The sequence below is a fragment of the Halorubellus litoreus genome, assembly GCF_055378595.1.
Genome location: NZ_AP043834.1, coordinates 147,833 through 164,290, shown reverse-complemented (window position 1 = coordinate 164,290; position 16,458 = coordinate 147,833). Strand labels below are relative to the sequence as shown.

Here is a 16,458-nt window from a genome sequence, read left to right as displayed (position 1 = left end):
CCGTGGTCCCGCGTGCTGCGGGGGGACCGCTCGGGCGAACGACTTTGGGTCGTCCGCGAGTGGTCGGGGCATGGAACGGGAACGCGTCTCGACTGGAACGCCCTGGGAGGATGCGGTCGGGTACTCGCGTGCGGTTCGCGTCGGGGACCGGATAGAGGTGTCTGGGACGACGGCGACGGACGAGGACGGCGAGGTCGTCGGTGTCGAGGACCCGTACGCGCAGACGGTCCAGGTACTCGAGAACGTCGAGCGCGCGCTCGCCGAGCTCGACGCTTCGCTCGCGGACGTCGTCCGCACTCGGCTGTTCGTCACGGACGTCGACGATTGGGAAGCCATCGGTCGCGCGCACTCGGAAGCGTTCGACGACGTCCGGCCGGCGACGACGATGGTCGAGGTCTCGGGGCTCGTCGACCCCGACATGTGCGTGGAAATGGAGGCGATAGCGGTCGTCCGGGCGTCGGAGTAGCTGCGGCGGGGAAGCCAGTGGGGTTTACGTGAGACGTAAACCTCCGATGGTGGAGGCACTGGACGTCGGTCGATGCCGGCGTGGCGAACGCTATCGCGAATCGGGTCGTGTCGGGAGAACGCGTGGAGAACGAGGCGTGGTCAGGCGGCGACGAGCGGCCGAACGGCGGCGGGCGCGCCCTGGACGCGCGCGCTCTCGGTCGCCGTTTCGTTGTCAGCGGTGACGACGCTGGTCCAGACCTGGAGCGCGAAGTCCGCGGAGTTCTGTCCCGGGGACGCGGGTGCGTCGCCCTTGTAGAGCAGGAACACGAGGCGGACGTTCTCGCCGGGCTGCTCGGGGACGACGTCGCGCGCGACCACGGCGTCCTCGCCGGCGGCGAGCGACACCTCGAACGCGTCGAGCTGTCTGGTCTCGGTGACGGTGCCGTCGTCGCCCACGGTCTGTGCGAGCACGACGACCGAGTACTGCATCTGCGCGTTCTCGTGGTTCTCGACGCCGACGTGGAACGTGTGCGAGTCGCCAGCGACGAGTTCGCTCGGGTAGTCCTCGGCGACGAGGTCGCCGTCGGCGTTCTCGTTCAGCACGTAGAACTCCGTGAACGGGTCGCTCGCGGGCGGGAACGCGGCGGTCACGCCGACGGCCGCGACGAGCACGACCCCCGCTGCGAGGAACGCCGCGTTCTGGTTCCGGGAGCCGGGGAGCGCGCTCCAGATTCGCTCGAGTGCGCCGGAACTCAGCGGCGCGCGGCGGACGTACGGCGCGAGCAATGCACGACGCACCGCCGCCACCGCCGCCGCGACGATCGTGATCGCGGCGAGAACGCCAGCGACCGGGACGAACGTCAGCGTGGCGAGCGTCGCGAACGCCACGCCGACGACTCCGGCCAGGAGCGCGCTCCCGAGGATCGAGAGTGCAACGACGACCGCCGTCGACGGCGTCGACGCCGCCGCCGGTTCCGCGTCGTCGAACACCGACGATCGCTCCGGGAACACCGCGGACACGACCGCGTACCCGGGAACGAACACGAGCACGGCGAGCCCGAGCGCCCACTCTACGGGCCACGGGACGCCCGGGACGACGAACGCGAGCACCGCGAGCACGGAGACGCCCGCGACGAGCACGAGGTCGGTGAACCAACGCCAGTAGACGGCGTCGCTCATTCGTCACTCACCTCCGAGTCGCTCGGGGCCGTGCATAGCAGCACTTCGTCGTTCGCGTACACGTAGTTCCGGCCGTCCGAGCAGACCTCCGCCTGCGTGTACGAGGCGTCGGTGCTCGGGTACGGTTCCTCGCCGAGTTCGTACTGGAACGTCGACGGACCCGTCGCCTGGTACGACCGATAGACGATCGGGACGTCCTCGGTCGGTCCGTCAGCGTCGACGGTGAGCGTCACCATCTCCGCTGGCTCCAGCGGATGGAACGTCCGCCAGTACGGGTGGTCGGTCTGCACGTCAGCCATCGTTCCGGCCGACAGCAGGCCGGGGATGGTGTCGCTCGCTGCGAGCTCGGCGTCGGTGAACGCCGTCCGCGCGTAGCGGTCGTCGAACACCGGGTCGTCGAGCGTCGCCTTCTCCGCGACCACCATCGACGTCGGGTAGCCGAGCGCGAACACGAGGACGATGGCGACCATCGCCCCGCGCGGCGCGTGCGAGACGACGTGGAACAGGCCCACGGCGGCGACGAGCGACAGCGGGACGTACAGGAACGCGATCCAGCGGCCCGGCAGGAACACGGTGATGCCGAACGTGTTGAATCCGAACGTGAACACGAACATCAGCGCGCCGGCGGCGAGGACGGTGATCGTCGCGTCCATCCGCTGGCGCCAGCGAAGCATCACGAGCGCGCCGACGACCGCTGCGGCGAGCAGGAGCGCGAACCCGAACAGCTCGATGTACGGCACGAGCGTGTCGAGGAGGGTCTCCGGGCCGCTCGATCCGGGGACCGCCGGCTCGCTCGTGCTCAGGAGGTTCAGGAACCCGGCGTCCTCGACGAACGTCTCCGAGACGACGCCGAGCATCCGCACGAGGAACCCCTCGCCGGCGGTGTCAGCGCCGCCGCCAGTCCACGGGGCGAGCGTCCAGGAGACGACGGTCGCGACCAGCGACGCGAGGAACGTCGCGCCGAGCACGAGCGTGCTCCGCTGCCAGCCGGACGCGTCCGTCGCGTCGCGGATGCCGGCGACGCCGACCGCGACCGCGAGCGTCACGAGCAGCACGGCGGTCGACACCTGGTGCGTGAACACGATCGCGAGACTGAACGCGAACACCCCCACCGCGACCCAGCCCTCGCCGTCCGTGTAGAACGTCTTCAGGACGAAGTAGAGGACCGCGATGAAGAACGCGAGTCCGAGACTCGTCGGGATGACGTGGAGGCCCCAGCGGATGAACTGGTCGGCGAACGCGTACAGGGCGGTCGCGACGAGCGCCCACCGCGCCGGCACGAACATCGCACCGATACCGTACACGAACAGCGCCGATAGCGGGACGACGAGGCCGACGGTCAGGTAGATGCCTGCGCGAGGCGACCCCGTGACGAGCGCACCGAGCGACGAGAGCGCGTGGTACAGCGGCGCGAGCAGGTACTTGCTCTCACTGAGCGGTTCGAGCGACCCGGTCGCGGCGATGCCCTCGACCCAGACGGGGCCGTGCACCCAGATGTCGCCGCCGACGAACCCGGGCACCGCGAACAGCGCGGTGGTGCGGATCACGATAGCGGCGACGAATATCTCGAAGAGCACGACCGGTGGGCTGAGCGACTCCGCCTTCACGAGCAGTATCTGGAAGAGCAGGAGCGTCCCCACGAGCCCCGTCAGGAAGATGACGGGCAGGGAGCGTTCACCGACGAGGCGCACGGCGGCGACGAGCGCCGCGACCGCGAGCACGACGACCGCCGGGAGATACCCCGCGACCGTCTCGGAGAACTGCGGGAGCGCGACCTCGTCCATCACGCGGTCGTGCGTGACGAGGTACGTGCCGCACGCGAGCCCGATGGCGACCGGGATGACGGTGAGGAACGGCTGGTCGGCGAAGAACCGCAGGCCGAGGAGGAGGACGGCGGCGACGAGGCCGAGTTTCGCGACCGTGACGTCGACGTCGCGGTCCTCGAACCGGTTCTCGAACGCGTTCCGGTAACTCATCGTTTGGCCTCGCTGCCGACCGCCGTCGAAGACGCGTTCGACGGATCGATGCGGGTGCCTCGACGAGCGCGACGCTGTCGCGTCGCCCGGTCGAGGTGTTCGTGGACGTGTGACTGTTGTGGTGACACTGTTCTCGAAGACAGTTGCGTGAAGATAGGCTTCGTTATGTCCGTCATACCGGTGGTAGGAATGACGGAGCGGCGCTTCGAGCCGTTCGGGACTACGGGCGTCCGGTCGCTCATTCTGCCACCGATTCGTAGACCGCTCGGATGCGTTCGCCCATCCGTTCGGCCGATAGTTCTGTCATCTTCCGGCGACCGTCGGAGGGCTCGCCGCGTTCGAGGACCGTCGCGAGCGCGTCGACGAGGCCCTCGTCGGTGCTCGCGACCGCGGCGTTCCGGACGCCGTCGACGAGATCGGGGACGTCCCCGACCGGCGTCGATACGACCGGTGCGTTGCACGCGAGCGCCTCCTTGATCGCGTTCGGCGACCCTTCGCTCTTCGAGGTCAACAGGACCGCATCGGCCGCGTTCAGGTACAGCGGCATCCGGTCGTGGGGGACGCCGTGTATCGCGTGCAGCTCGACGTCACCGACGACGCCGGTTCCGTCGGCACCGCGTCCACCGTCGCCCGTCGAGTCCGCGGTCCCGTCGGTCGCGTCCGCGCGCACCGACCGAACGCCGTCGCCGACCTCGACCGCGAGCGGTTGCGTCACGAGTCGCTCTCGGACCGCGTCGACGATGCGTTCCGCTCGCGGGTAATCCTTCACCGCACGCTGCTTCGCGTACGGGAAGAGGACGTGCTTGACGTCCTGCCGCCAGCCGAGGACGTCGCGCGCCACCTCACCGGAGAACGGCCTGAAGACGTCCAGGTCGATGCCGTGCGGGATGACGTGACAGTCCGTGCCCGTCGCCGCCGCCATCTCGTCCGTCATCACGATGACGGCGTCCGCGTGCTTCGCGCAGAACCGACTGAGTGGCGCGGGCTTCCCGAGGATATCCGACCCCCAGAGCGTGAGGACGACCGGGAGGTTCGGTTGCGCGAGCGCCGCGGGCCCCGTCAGCCCGTAGTTCGCGTGCAGGACGTCGTAATCACCGAACGACGCCTTCAACACCGCTGGATAGTACGTGACGTAGTCGAGCACGGAACGGGACCGGTCGGCGTGGTCCGTCGTCACCCGCTTCCCCGGCACCGGCAGGACGTCGACCTCGACGCCCTGGGCTTCGAGGACCGCGACCTGCTGCCGGAAGAACTCGGCTTCGTCGTTCGTCACGAGTGTGAGTACGCGCATGAGAGTGTAGTTGGTCGATAAAGCAGTCGTACAGGGATTGTTATGGCCGACCTACCCGCTCCCTGCTGCGAGCCTCAGTCGAGAACGTCAGACGAGAGCACCGTCGCGGCGACGGCACGGTCGTCCTGCCGACCCGAGCGCTCCTCGAACGCTCGCGCACCCCGGAGTTGCCGCCACCTAACAAAGCCACCGGCACGTCTTGAACCCAGTAACTGCAACGAACCCGAGTCCTCGGGTCTCGCAACGAACTCATGCCACAGTCACCACCGAACCTCGTCCTCGTCTCGATAGATAGCCTCCGCGCGGACCACTGCGGGTACCTCGGCGACGACCGAGAGCTCACGCCGACGATGGACGCGATGGCCGCGGACGGCGTCGCGTTCACGCAAGCGATCGCGCCCGGCCCGCAGACGTTCTCGTCGATGCCCGTCGCGTTCACCGGCGAGTACCGCCCGCCGAACTCGCTCGACGCCGTCGACGCCTCCTCGCACTGGGCGCGACGCATGGGCGCCATCGAGAACCACGTCACGCGCTACGAGACGCTCCCCGAGCGCCTCAAGCGCCGCGGGTACACGACCATCGGGTTCAGTCCGAACCCGTGGACGTCCACGATCTCCGGGTTCGACCGCGGGTTCGATCACTTCGTGGACTTCTCGGAAGCGTCCGGGGACTCCGAGCGGTTACGGGACCGCGTCGCGACGCGCGTCCTCGGCGAGAACCCCGACCGGAAGGCGTTCGAGCTCGCGAAGGACATGCTCACGGGGTCGTCGTTCTTCGCGCAATGGGGGTCGTTCTACGACGACGTGCTCGCGGCGGTCGCCGACGCGCCCGAGCCGTTCTTCCTCTGGGTGTTCCTCATGGACACGCACTTCCCGTTCGTGACGACCCGCGAGCACCGCGTCGAACAGTCGGCGCTCGGGATGTACTACAGTACCGCGGTCTCGCAGGGTGCGATGCGCGGCACCGAGGACTCGATGCCGCCGCGAGCGATCCGCGCGACGCAACGGAGCTATCGCGACACCGTCCGCGCCGCGGACGCGTTCCTCGACGCCCTCCAGCGCGACCTCGCGCACGCCGACCCGGTCACGGTCGTTCACTCGGACCACGGGGAGTCGTTCGGCGACCACGGGAACTTCGGGCATCACCACCGCGAGCTCTACGAGGAGAACGTGCACGTCCCGTACCTCGTGCACGGGCTCGACCGCGCCGAACGCGTCGACGACCCGACGTCGCTCGCATCGATCCCGCGGGTTCTCACCGAGATCGCGGACACGGGCACGTTCGAGCCCGACCGCTCCGGCGACCCCGTCGTCGCCGCGAGCGAAGCCGGGGAGCACGTCGCCGCGCGCGACGACCGCTTCAAGCTCGTTCGCTCGGACGACCGAGTCGTCCTCTACGACCTTGCGTCCGACCCGGACGAGACGACGGACGTCTCCACCGACCACCAGGCGGTCCGGCATCGGCTCGAGCGCGTCCTCCGCAGGTACGACGACCACGTCGCGGAGACCGCGCGGCTCGACGCCGGGACGCGCGTCGTCGCAGCCAACGGCGACTTCTGACCGGCACGCACGACGACGCGCCTGCTATTCTCTCGCAGAGAGCGTCCAGATTCCGGACTGCACGATACTGCGCTCTGACGCACCCTCACCCCCGCAACTATCGGGTTCGCGAACACAGCGACGCGGTAACCTCGTGGACGGGTCGTGGTACCCCGACCCTCGGAAGGGTTATCCCTCCAGCGGCGCTGGGTACATTCGCAATGGCAAACGGTAAGGTTGACTTCTTCAACGACACTGGCGGCTACGGTTTCATCTCGACTGACGACGGCGACCTCGACGACGACGAGGACGTGTTCTTCCACATGGAGGACGTCGGCGGCCCGGACCTCGAAGAGGGTCAGGAAGTTGAGTTCGACATCGAATCGTCCCCCAAGGGACCGCGCGCGACGAACCTCGTCCGCAAGTAAACTAGTTCTCGTCGGTCGCTAGCGGCGACGGACGACGACCCACATTCTCACAGCACTACCACCACAGAGCGACGGCGTCATCGCACGGCACGAGCGCGCTCGCTCGAACAGCAGGAAGCACGTCCTACAGTCCGACGCTCGTCCTGCAGCGCGACGCTCGTCCTGCAGTCCGACGCTCGTCCTGCAGCGCGACGCTCGTCCTGCAGTCCGACGCTCGTCCTGCAGCGCGACGCTCGTCCTACAGTCCGACGCTCGTCCTGCAGCGCGACGCTCGTCCTGCAGTCCGACGCTCGTCCTGCAGTCCGACGCTCGTCCTGCAGCGCGACGCTCGTCCTGTTCGAATGCGCTCCTGACGGTCCGTGGACGAGCCCGCGAACGGTAGCTTCTGTGAGAGCGTGATGAACGGAGAACGAGAGCGAGTTCGGTCGCTGGTGGACGGAGAACGAGAGCGAGTTCCTCGGGGGACGGCGGATATCCGTCTCAGAGGTAGCCCAGGGAGTTCAATCGCTCTTCGAGGGCTTCGGCGTCGACGTCGACGTCCTCGGCCGCGGGCGTGTCGTCGGGCGCCTCCTCGGTCGGGTCGTTGACCTCGCGGAGGAGTGCTTCGATAGCGACCGCGACGTACTCGTCGACCGACTCGTACTGCGTGTAGGGCAGTCGGGATTCGACCGCTTTGACGACGTGCTTCGGGAGTTCGACCGAGATGGATTCGGTTCGTTCCTCAGGCATCGTCACCCTCCGTTTCGGTGCGGTCCACCAAGTCAGTGCCGCCGTCGGTCGCCTCCATGTGGGGTTCGTCGTTCGCTCGCAGGTCGTCGTCGGGGTCGCCATCGACGGTGTCGGTACCGTCGACGTCGTCGTCGACACCGACGGTCGCGACGGCCGCTTCGACGTCCTCGTCGCGAGCTTCGAGCGGTCGCGGGCTCGCCTCGCGCGAGGTCCCCGCTATCGCGAGGATCTCGTCGACCATCACGCGATTCACGTCCATCTGCTCGTCGAGCATCCACTCGCGGCGCCGCTGGAGTTCCGCGCGGTCCGGCGGATCGAGGACGAGGTCCTTCGCGGCCTCGATGGCCTTCCGTTCGTCGCGGATGGACTGCAGGAGCCCGTACCGCTTCAGGGCCTTGTAGATCATCTCGCCGGTCGTCCCGACGATGGAGTTCGTCCGGATGGCGGGCGTCCCGAGGATGGCGGCCTCAGCCGACATCGTGCACGAGTCGCCGAGGTACATGTCCGCGTAGTACATCACGTGATGGACGTCCTCCGGGGGCGTCGACAGCGTCAGGTGCTGGAGGTCCTCCGGGACGCCCTCCTCCGCGGAGAGATACACCGTCCCGTGGTCCTCGAGGAACTCGACGAGCTCGCGCATCCCCTCCGGAGAGAGGCCGCTGTGGCCGGCGTCGTGGTACGCGCCCCAGCCCGTGAGCCGGAGCAGGAAGTACCGCTCGTCGGGGTCGATGCCGTGCTTCTCCAGGACCGACGGGTCGGGCGTGAAGTGCTTCGGGTGGAGGTACGCGAGCTCCTGGAACGGCAGGTGCCGGCGCTTCCCGGGGTCGATGTCGAGCTGGAACTGGTCGGGGACGAGGATGCGGTCCACCCAGCGCAGCGTCATCGCGTGCTGGATGCGACGGAGCGCCATCGACCCCCGTAGCGTGTCGCAGACGATGAGGTTCTTGCAGCCGACGAGCTTCGAGACGTGCACCGGCGGCGGCGCGAGGCGACTGACGATGACGTCCGGCTCGAACTCGCGTGCGAGCTGGTAGAGCCGCTTCTCGTTCACGAACATCTCCCAGACGAGCCCGGGGAACGAGTCCGCCTGGTGGGTCATCGGGACGTGCTCGATGTCGTACGCGTCCAGGAGGTCGATTGCGACCTCCTTGTGGCGGGAGGCGACGAGCGTCTCGTGGCCCATCGCCTCGAGGTCCGCGATGGCGTTCCGGAACAGGTGGACCTGCGCCGGGTGGCCGACGTTGAACAGGATGCGCTTCGGTTCGGCGTCGCGCTCGCCGTCGACGAACTGCTCGAACTCGTCGACGGTGACCGCGTCGATGCTCGTCATCGCGGCCACCTCCCACCGACCGTGTACACTGGTGCGTCGACGTCCTCCGGGAGGAGGAAGCGACCGTCCATGACGGGTGCGTCGAACGCCGCCCAGTCGAGGTCGCGGAACTCGTCGTGGCCCGCGAGCACCGCGACCGCGTCCACGTTCTGGCTGTCGAGAAGGTCCATCGGGACGCGCTCGACGCCCTCGAACTCGGTCCAGTCGTCGACGAACGGGTCCGCTGCGAGCACGCGCGCCCCGGTGGCGGCGAGTTCGCGCGCGACGACCGGCCCCGGCGAGTATCGGAGTTCGGCGACGTTCCCGCGGTACGCGAGCCCGAGCAGGAGGACCGTCGGCGCGTCGCCGTCGACGCCGTGCGCGTCGAGCATCGCTTCGAGGAGCGCGACCGTGTGCTCGGGCATCGAATCGTTCACGTCGCGGGCGGCGTGCAGGAGGCCGGCGTCGACCTCGGGGAACGCGCCCGCGAGGAAGTACGGGTAGACGGGGATGCAGTGCCCGCCGACGCCCGGCCCGGGCGTGTGGATGTCGCAGTACGGTTGCGTGTTCGCGACCTCGATGGCTTCGTTCACGTCCACGTCCAGGGTCTCCGCGTAGCGCGCGAGCTGGTTCGCGACCGCGATGTTGACGTCGCGGTACACGCCCTCGAACACCTTCACCGCTTCAGCGGTCGCCGCGTCGGTCGTCGCGATGACGTCGTTGCTCGTGATCTCGCCGTAGATGATCGAGGCGACGCGCGTGCTCTCGGCGTCGACGCCACCGACGACCTTCGGGTACGCGCCGCGGACGTCCTCGAGCGCGCGACCGCTCGACGTGCGTTCCGGGCACGCGGCCGCGCCGAACTCGCCGACCTCCAGGCCGCTGATGCGGGCGAGCGTCGGAACGACGACGTCCCGGGTCGTGCGCGGCGGGACCGTGCACTCGACGACGACGAGGTCGCCGGGCGACAGGCCAGCGCCGATGCTCTCGAGCGCCGCTTCGACCGTCGACAGGTCGGGCTCGTGACCGTCCAGCAGCGTCGGGACCATGACGACGTGGACGCTCGCGGCTCGCGCCGCGGCCACCGGGTCGCTCGTCGCCGAGAGCGCGCCGCGGTCGACGACGTCGGCGACGAGGTCCGGGAGTCCGGGCTCGCGTTCGACGTGACAGCCGCCGCCCGAGACGGTCTCGACGACGGACTCGTCGACGTCGACGCCCGTGACGTTCCCGCAGACGTCGGCGTACACCGCAGCGAGCGGGAGGCCCATCTTCCCGAGACCGTAGACGGCGACGGGGATCTCGCCCGCGAGGAACGCCTCGCGGAGCTCCGCGTCGGACGCAGACGGGTCGTACGCCGCCCGACGCGGCGCGTCGACCGCGCGCATCGTCCCTTCGCCGGTCATCGCGCGGTCACCTCCTTGCGTCCCACGAGCGCCAGCGCTTCGATGCGCTCGGCGAGCGCCTGCACGCGGAGCGCGTCCTCCGGCGTCACCTCCGCTGGCTTGCCTTCGCGGACGGCGTTCACGAACGACTGGAGCTCGGCCTTCAACGGCTCACCGTTCTCCACCATCGGCTGCTCGACGACGCTCTCGTGGCGGTACCGGATGTCGCCGTTCGTCTCCAGGTACTCGGGGAACGACTCGCGGTGGATGTTCACCGACTGCCGGATGAAGTCGACGTTCACCCGGCAGGACTCCGCGGTCACCGACAGCTCGCGTATCTTCTGGCGGGTCCGCCGGCTCGCCGTGAGCGACGCGACCGTCCCGTCCTCGAAGACGAGCTGTGCGACGACGTACTGCGGGTCGTGCGCGACCGCCGAGACGGACGCGACGTCGCAATCCATGAGCGACAGGAGGATGTCGAGGTCGTGCACCATCAGGTCGAGGACGACGCTGTCCTTGATGTCGCGGTCGATCGGCGGCCCGAGGCGCTGCACGTCGAACGCGATGAGGTCGAGGTCAGGGACGACGTCCTGGAGGACGCGCGTCGCCGGATTGAACCGCTCGATGTACCCGACCTGGAGGACGAGGCCGCGCTGGCGCGCGAGCGTCGCGAGCTCCTCGCCGCGTTCGCGCTCCTCGACGAACGGCTTCTCCACGAGGACGTGCACGTCGTGCTCGAGGCACGTCTTCACGACGTCGTAGTGGTGCTCGGTCGGGACCGCGACCGACACGACGCGCGCCGCGTCGAGCAAGTCGGGGAGCGTCATCGCGTCGGTCTCGTAGTCGTCCGCGACCTCCTCGGCGCACGCCTCGTTGGCGTCGTAGACGCCGACGAGTTCGACGCCGGGGAGTTCCGCGTACACGCGAGCGTGCTGGCGGCCCATGCTCCCCACGCCGACGACGCCTGCGGGGATGCGTTCGCGACGACCGCTCATCGCTCTCCCTCGCTTCCCGCGCGTTCCAACTGCCCGGCGTCGGCGTCGCTCCGGCACTCGCGTTCTCGGTAACTCGCTGTTACCGTGAACGCTCCCTGCACGTCGGTCGGTGGCGGGCTCCGAACTGTTCTTCGGCGTCGATAAGTCACGGAGAGAACTCCCGCTGGTAGACGTATTGTTATGTTCTGCTTGCCAGCGACAGGCACGTACTGACGGCCGTGCAGTCGCTCGAATCCGGTCCACGGACCGGTGTCTGCTCGTGGACCCCGTAACTGGTTGCGAAGGCGCACCGTAACTAACCCTTCACGCGCTCTCCACTCGCCCATGTATCCACGAGCAACCACACGACAGCCGACCGGAGGGGCCCGATAACGTGGGCTCGGTCGTGTTCTCGCTCGACGCGGAACTCGCCTGGGGCTTCCCGGACTTCGACGACCCGCCGATGGACCGCATCGACGCGGCTCGCGACGCCTGGACGTGGCTCGTCGACCTGTTCGACGAGTACGACGTTCCCGCCACGTGGGCGATCGTCGGCCACCTGTTCCTCGACGACTGCGACGCACGACACGCCGACCTCGACGCGCCAGCGGGGTGGTTCGCGCACGAGACCGGCGCGCTCGGTGCCCGTCACGACGTCCGGTTCGCGCCCGACCTCGTCGCCGCCGTCCGGAACGCCGCCGTCGACCACGACATCGGCTCGCACACGTTCGCGCACGTTCCCTTCGACCACCCCGAGGTCACGCCGGAACTCGTCGACGCGGACCTCGCTCGCGCGATAGCGGTCGCCGCCGACCAGGGGCTCGCGCTCGAATCGTTCGTGTTCCCGCGGAACGCCGTCGACCACCGCGACCGCCTCGCGAAGTACGGCTTCCGGTCGTATCGGAGCGCAGGGCCTCCCAGCGGGACCGGGCTCGCAAGCACCGCACGAAAAGTCGCCGCAGTCCTCGACCCTCGGCGGGTGCCGCTCGTCGAACCGCGCGTCGACGAGCACGGACTCGTCGACATCCCGCCGTCGCTGTTCCTGTTCGGGTTCGAGGGGACGCCCCGGGACGTGCTCGCGTCGGTCTGGACCGACCCCGTCGTCCGTCAGGCGACCGACGCCATCGACCGCGCCGCCGACGGCGACGGCGTCTGCCACCTCTGGCTGCACCCGAACAACGTCGTCGACGACGCCGGCCGCGCCCGCCTGGAAGCGATCGTCGCGCACGTCGCCCGTCGCCGCGACGAGGACGGCCTCGTCGTCGAGACGATGCGGGACGTCGCCGACCGCGTCCTCGAGTCCGAACCGACCCAGACGATAGCCTGACTCTCGCTCCGGCTCGCACCCCACTCGTCCTTCCTCCCGGCTACTCTCGGCTCGTAGGCCCACCCTATCACGTCGGTCAGTAATCGAGGGGACTCGACCACCGACCGAAGCCCATCGCATAACAATACGTCTACTCCGCGTCCCCAGAACCGACCATCATGCAACAAACACCGGACGATGGAACCTTATCGATGAACCGACGTCGAATGCTCGGCCTCACCGCCGGCTCCATCGTCGGCGCGACCGCACTCGGCGCGTTCTCCGGGAGCGCGCTCGCTTGGAACGGCCTCCAGATCGAGTTCAAGGGCTGCACCGAGGTCTGGGTGATAACGACCCAGGGCGACCTGAAGGACGGGACGGTCGACCTGTCCGTCTCGCGCCCGCCCGTGGTCCACGTCGTCGTCGGCCACGATGACGGCACGCTCGAGTGCCGGGAACTCCTCGCCACTCACGAGAACGCCACGACCGTCCCCGGCCAGTACGGCGACCTCGCGGTGCTGAAGCTCGCCGTGGACGATGGCGAGAAGGTCCTCGGCGTCATCACGTACAACCGACTGTCGGTGGGGCAGAACTGGAGCGAAGCATTCGACAGGCCGTCGTGCTGGGCGGTCAACGAGCACGCCTGCGCGACGAACTCGGACGCGCCGTCGTTCTTCGACGCGGACTGCGTCGAGGAAGCGCTCGAGGACGTAAACAAGGCCGCGTACGAGTGCGACGCCAGCATCGTCACCGGCAGCTGGGAACGCGGCGGCGGCAAGGAGGACGACCCCGAGGGAACTAGTCGCGGGCGAGGTCGAGGGAACGGCCGCGGTCGCTGACGGCGACGCCACCCCTGCGTCGAACACTCTCTTCGTGCGCTCGTTCCTTCGCTGTACCGTCCCTCGTCTCGCCCAGCGTTCGTCATCGATGACTGGGGTAGTGAGAACCAGGTCGCGGGTGACTGTTGTCGGTGAGAAATCGGTGAGTGACGGCGGAGGCGCGTCGGGGCTGGAGCCGTAACTGTGGTGGTTGGCGGTGTGGCTTCAGTCGGTGGCGGCGCGGGGGTCGTCGTTCGTTTGGTCGGCTTGTTCTTCAGTGGTCTCCGTCGTTCCTGCCGTCGCTACGTCGTCCAGGTCGGTGGTAGCGCTGTCAGCGGTCGTCGAGCGCGTCACCGCAGGGTCGTCGCTCGAGACGGCGGTGGACGTTCGGTCGCTCGGTCCTGATCCGGTCTCGGTCCTCGCGCCCCCTCGTCGAGTGACCTTCTCGAGGATCGATTTCGTCGCCGACTTGGTGGCGTTCACGACGTCACGGAGGAACGGCCCGGGGTCGCGCGGGTCGAGGTGGTCGAAGCGCGGGTGCGTGACGAACGACGCGGCCATGCTCGCGGCAGTCCGGAGCGCCGACGGCCGGTCGACGAGCGGGTTCGGTTCGGTGAGCACGCTGTGCAGGTGCACGAGTTCGCCGCGCAGCAGGTGGGTCGCGGTCCCCGGGCGGTAATCGACGGGCGTCGACGTCTCGCCGGTCGTCGAGAGCTCCCAGTACAGTCCGGGGTAATCGACGCCCGCGTGGACGTCCATCGGGAGGCTCGCCGGGAACCGCGGGTTGACCTCGAGGAGCTTGAACGTCCCGTCGCTATCCCGGAGGAATCCCACGGAAGCCATGCCCTCCCAGTCGAGTTCGTCCAGGAGTGCGAGCCCGAGACGTTCGAGTTCCGGGATGTCGACCGCCTCGTGGTAGATGCTCGGGCCGCGCGAGTACTTGTAGCCGCGAACGAGGCGCTTCTGGCTGGTCGCCACCGGCTGGCCGTCGTGGTAGAGCGCTCGCATGCAGTACTCGACGCCGTCGACGAACCCCTGCGCTATCGGGACGTGCCCCATCGCGTCGACGATGGCGTCGACGTCCGGCTCCTCGCCGGGCTCCAGGAATATCGTCTTCGCTGGCGACGCGAACCCGTTCACGGGGAACCGGTCGTCGTAGTCGTGCGCGAGCAGCGCCCACCGACCTTTCACGATGCGTTCGCGGTCCCAGTCCTCGACGTCGGTGAGGAGCTGCGTCTCCGGGACGGGGACGCCCGCGCGCTCCGCGGCGGCGAACAGCTCGAAGCGGTCGTGGACCGCGCGCAACTGGGGCATCGTCGGCCACACGGTCCCGACGCCCGCCGCCGCGAACTCGTCGCGGTACTTCGAGAGCACGAACTGGTCGGTTTCGCGCATCGGGACGATCGCCGCGACGGCGTCGCGTCGCGCGAGCGCGAGCAGCGCGTCTCGATAGCCGTCCGCGTCGGTCTTCGGGTCGGGGACGCGGACGCGTTCGTCGCAGTACCGCGACCAGAACGCTGGCGTGTCGTCGGTCTCCGATATCGCGATGGTGTGAACGCCGCGTCGTCCGAGCGACCGGAGGACGGTCGCGGCGTGCGCCGCGTTCACCGCTGGAACGACGACGGACCCACCGCTCCGAACTTGGTTTCGCATACCCTGACGAACGCGAGACTGGAGTGTAGTAAATAGCGTCCTACCGAGCGGCTGAGTGTCCTTGGCGGCGGTCGGCCGGGTCGACAGGTCAGTCGAGTTTCTCGTCGTAGGCTTCGCAGACGTGCGCGACGAGTTCGACGATACGTTCGCGGTCCGCGCCGTCGACGAGGTGGTGCGTGGGGAGCGGGAGGATGCGTCGCTGGAGCGTTCGCGCACCCGGGAACGCGTCGGCGTCGACCTTCGGCCAGTCGTAGAGCCGCGACGTCTCGATACCGTGTGCGTCGAGCGTGTACGCGATCTCGTTCCGGCGTTCGTGCGAGTCGACGAGGAGGCCGAACCGCACCCACTGGTGGTCCGAGACCCCTGGGAGCGGGCGGATGGCGCGGACCTGTGGAAGGTCGGCGAACGCGGTCGCGTACGCTGCGGCGTTCCGCGCGCGCTCGCGGCGCTCCTGGCGGTTGCGAGCGAACACGCGGCGCGCGACGGCGCACTGGAAGTTCGACATGGTCGGGAAGGTGGCGTCCGCGTCGTACGCGACGCCGTCCTTCGCGTCCGGATGCGTCGTCACGTGGTGGTGGCCGTCGGTGTTCCTGTCGACCTCCGCGGCGAGTCGCGAGTACGCGTAGTACCGCCGCGGGTCCTGGACGAGCGCGTATCCGGCGAGCGCAGCGACGTTCGGTGGCGCCGGCTCCCGGCCGACGTCGGTGAACGCGACGTCGGGGTGGCGGCTGACCGCCATCCCACCGCCGACGGGGATGGGTTTCCCTTGCTGGAAGTTCAGGACGCTCACGTCCCCGTACGTTCCGAGTCGCCGGTCGTCGTAGCTCGCGCCGAGGGCGTACCCGAGCGCTTCGAGGAGGAAGCAGTCCGCGTCGTCGGCGATCGAACGCATCGCGACCATGTCTGAGACGTAGCCGAGGACGTTCACGGCGACGACGGCGAGGACGTCGTCGTCGACGGCGTCGCGCAGCGACTCGACGTCCGCACCGAGCGTCTCCGGGTCGACGTCGTACCGTCGCACGTTCAGGCCGACGCCGTCGACGGCGTCGACGAAGTCCGAACTGCAGAACGCGGGCAGGAGGACCGTCCGCTTGCGCGCGTCGGTCGCGGCGAGCGCGCGGAGCGCCGCGCCGAGGGCCCGCCGGTACGACGAGTACGTCCCGGCGCTGTCGGCGTCGAGGAACGCGCGGATCTCGTCGACGAACTGGGTGCGCCCCCGTCCGAGCGCGTGCGCGGCGAGTCCGGCGGCGACGTCGCTCGCGGTCACGCGCGTGAGCGCACCCGGGAGGTCGTGGAACGGTCGCTTCGCGGGTTGCGGGCGGACGGGCCGCTCGCCGTGGTCCCTCGACGGTTCGTCGTGAGCTATGTCCGTCCGCATCGACGGATAGAACCCGCTCTCCGGGTTAAGTAATGGGTCGCGTACCCGCT

Annotated in this window: 14 protein-coding genes; 5 read left to right on the top strand and 9 right to left on the bottom strand. The window is 68.9% G+C overall.

Annotated features, from left to right (window positions below):
* Positions 1 to 70: 70 nt before the first annotated feature.
* The gene (locus ACZ48X_RS00745) at positions 71 to 466 is read left to right on the top strand and encodes a RidA family protein (protein WP_336351488.1); all 396 of its coding nucleotides are present in this window, start codon (positions 71 to 73) and stop codon (positions 464 to 466) included.
* 140 nt (positions 467 to 606) lie between these two features.
* Here the strand turns inward: ACZ48X_RS00745 and ACZ48X_RS00740 are convergent, their stop codons facing one another.
* From ACZ48X_RS00740 to ACZ48X_RS00730, 3 genes are all read right to left on the bottom strand, one after another.
* The gene (locus ACZ48X_RS00740) at positions 607 to 1,626 is read right to left on the bottom strand and encodes a DUF1616 domain-containing protein (RefSeq protein ID WP_336351489.1); all 1,020 of its coding nucleotides are present in this window, start codon (positions 1,624 to 1,626) and stop codon (positions 607 to 609) included.
* Positions 1,623 to 3,602: a hypothetical protein gene (locus ACZ48X_RS00735; RefSeq protein WP_336351490.1), complete on the bottom strand. Its 1,980-nt coding sequence runs from the start codon at positions 3,600 to 3,602 to the stop codon at positions 1,623 to 1,625. Before ACZ48X_RS00735 ends, ACZ48X_RS00740 begins: the two co-directional genes overlap by 4 nt.
* A gap of 238 nt (positions 3,603 to 3,840) precedes the next feature.
* The gene (locus tag ACZ48X_RS00730; RefSeq protein ID WP_336351491.1) at positions 3,841 to 4,893 is read right to left on the bottom strand and encodes a glycosyltransferase; all 1,053 of its coding nucleotides are present in this window, start codon (positions 4,891 to 4,893) and stop codon (positions 3,841 to 3,843) included.
* A gap of 251 nt (positions 4,894 to 5,144) precedes the next feature.
* On the opposite strand from ACZ48X_RS00730, the gene ACZ48X_RS00725 reads away from it, so the two are divergent.
* Together ACZ48X_RS00725 and ACZ48X_RS00720 are read left to right on the top strand one after the other, a co-directional pair.
* Positions 5,145 to 6,452, top strand: coding sequence for a sulfatase (locus ACZ48X_RS00725; RefSeq protein ID WP_336351492.1), 1,308 nt, complete (start codon positions 5,145 to 5,147; stop codon positions 6,450 to 6,452).
* Positions 6,453 to 6,652: 200 nt separating this feature from the next.
* Positions 6,653 to 6,859 (top strand): cold-shock protein, encoded by a 207-nt coding sequence (locus ACZ48X_RS00720; protein WP_227133045.1) that lies wholly within the window; start codon positions 6,653 to 6,655, stop codon positions 6,857 to 6,859.
* A 480-nt stretch (positions 6,860 to 7,339) separates the two neighbouring features.
* Here the strand turns inward: ACZ48X_RS00720 and ACZ48X_RS00715 are convergent, their stop codons facing one another.
* From ACZ48X_RS00715 to ACZ48X_RS00700, 4 genes are read right to left on the bottom strand one after another with little or no spacing between them, the layout of a single operon-like run.
* Positions 7,340 to 7,588, bottom strand: coding sequence for a hypothetical protein (locus ACZ48X_RS00715; protein ID WP_336351493.1), 249 nt, complete (start codon positions 7,586 to 7,588; stop codon positions 7,340 to 7,342).
* The gene (locus tag ACZ48X_RS00710; protein ID WP_336351494.1) at positions 7,581 to 8,918 is read right to left on the bottom strand and encodes a DUF354 domain-containing protein; all 1,338 of its coding nucleotides are present in this window, start codon (positions 8,916 to 8,918) and stop codon (positions 7,581 to 7,583) included. Before ACZ48X_RS00710 ends, ACZ48X_RS00715 begins: the two co-directional genes overlap by 8 nt.
* Positions 8,915 to 10,300 (bottom strand): nucleotide sugar dehydrogenase, encoded by a 1,386-nt coding sequence (locus ACZ48X_RS00705; RefSeq protein WP_336351495.1) that lies wholly within the window; start codon positions 10,298 to 10,300, stop codon positions 8,915 to 8,917. Before ACZ48X_RS00705 ends, ACZ48X_RS00710 begins: the two co-directional genes overlap by 4 nt.
* A complete protein-coding gene (locus ACZ48X_RS00700; protein ID WP_336351496.1) occupies positions 10,297 to 11,274 on the bottom strand; it encodes a Gfo/Idh/MocA family protein in 978 nt (325 codons plus the stop codon). Before ACZ48X_RS00700 ends, ACZ48X_RS00705 begins: the two co-directional genes overlap by 4 nt.
* A 385-nt stretch (positions 11,275 to 11,659) precedes the next feature.
* Between ACZ48X_RS00700 and ACZ48X_RS00695 the strand changes: the two genes are divergently transcribed.
* Positions 11,660 to 12,580, top strand: a complete 921-nt coding sequence (locus ACZ48X_RS00695; protein WP_336351497.1) for a polysaccharide deacetylase family protein — start codon at positions 11,660 to 11,662, stop codon at positions 12,578 to 12,580.
* A gap of 191 nt (positions 12,581 to 12,771) precedes the next feature.
* Complete coding sequence (locus ACZ48X_RS00690; RefSeq protein WP_336351498.1) at positions 12,772 to 13,398, top strand: hypothetical protein; 627 nt, start codon at positions 12,772 to 12,774, stop codon at positions 13,396 to 13,398.
* A gap of 204 nt (positions 13,399 to 13,602) precedes the next feature.
* On the opposite strand, the gene ACZ48X_RS00685 is transcribed toward ACZ48X_RS00690, so the two are convergent.
* Together ACZ48X_RS00685 and ACZ48X_RS00680 are read right to left on the bottom strand one after the other, a co-directional pair.
* On the bottom strand, positions 13,603 to 15,030 hold the full coding sequence (locus tag ACZ48X_RS00685) for a carboxylate--amine ligase (RefSeq protein ID WP_336351499.1): 1,428 nt from the start codon (positions 15,028 to 15,030) through the stop codon (positions 13,603 to 13,605).
* Between the two features lie 88 nt (positions 15,031 to 15,118).
* Positions 15,119 to 16,408, bottom strand: a complete 1,290-nt coding sequence (locus ACZ48X_RS00680; RefSeq protein ID WP_336351500.1) for a DegT/DnrJ/EryC1/StrS family aminotransferase — start codon at positions 16,406 to 16,408, stop codon at positions 15,119 to 15,121.
* Positions 16,409 to 16,458 lie beyond the last annotated feature (50 nt).

What these genes read in the sequence shown, in the direction of transcription:
- ACZ48X_RS00720 (WP_227133045.1), top strand. Translation starts at nt 6,653, where the DNA reads ATGGCAAACGGTAAGGTTGACTTCTTCAACGACACTGGCGGCTACGGT.
- ACZ48X_RS00710 (WP_336351494.1), bottom strand. Translation starts at nt 8,918, where the DNA reads ATGACGAGCATCGACGCGGTCACCGTCGACGAGTTCGAGCAGTTCGTC.
- ACZ48X_RS00700 (WP_336351496.1), bottom strand. Translation starts at nt 11,274, where the DNA reads ATGAGCGGTCGTCGCGAACGCATCCCCGCAGGCGTCGTCGGCGTGGGG.
- ACZ48X_RS00685 (WP_336351499.1), bottom strand. Translation starts at nt 15,030, where the DNA reads ATGCGAAACCAAGTTCGGAGCGGTGGGTCCGTCGTCGTTCCAGCGGTG.
- ACZ48X_RS00715 (WP_336351493.1), bottom strand. Translation starts at nt 7,588, where the DNA reads ATGCCTGAGGAACGAACCGAATCCATCTCGGTCGAACTCCCGAAGCAC.
- ACZ48X_RS00725 (WP_336351492.1), top strand. Translation starts at nt 5,145, where the DNA reads ATGCCACAGTCACCACCGAACCTCGTCCTCGTCTCGATAGATAGCCTC.
- ACZ48X_RS00730 (WP_336351491.1), bottom strand. Translation starts at nt 4,893, where the DNA reads ATGCGCGTACTCACACTCGTGACGAACGACGAAGCCGAGTTCTTCCGG.
- ACZ48X_RS00740 (WP_336351489.1), bottom strand. Translation starts at nt 1,626, where the DNA reads ATGAGCGACGCCGTCTACTGGCGTTGGTTCACCGACCTCGTGCTCGTC.
- ACZ48X_RS00705 (WP_336351495.1), bottom strand. Translation starts at nt 10,300, where the DNA reads ATGACCGGCGAAGGGACGATGCGCGCGGTCGACGCGCCGCGTCGGGCG.
- ACZ48X_RS00680 (WP_336351500.1), bottom strand. Translation starts at nt 16,408, where the DNA reads ATGCGGACGGACATAGCTCACGACGAACCGTCGAGGGACCACGGCGAG.
- ACZ48X_RS00690 (WP_336351498.1), top strand. Translation starts at nt 12,772, where the DNA reads ATGAACCGACGTCGAATGCTCGGCCTCACCGCCGGCTCCATCGTCGGC.
- ACZ48X_RS00745 (WP_336351488.1), top strand. Translation starts at nt 71, where the DNA reads ATGGAACGGGAACGCGTCTCGACTGGAACGCCCTGGGAGGATGCGGTC.
- ACZ48X_RS00735 (WP_336351490.1), bottom strand. Translation starts at nt 3,602, where the DNA reads ATGAGTTACCGGAACGCGTTCGAGAACCGGTTCGAGGACCGCGACGTC.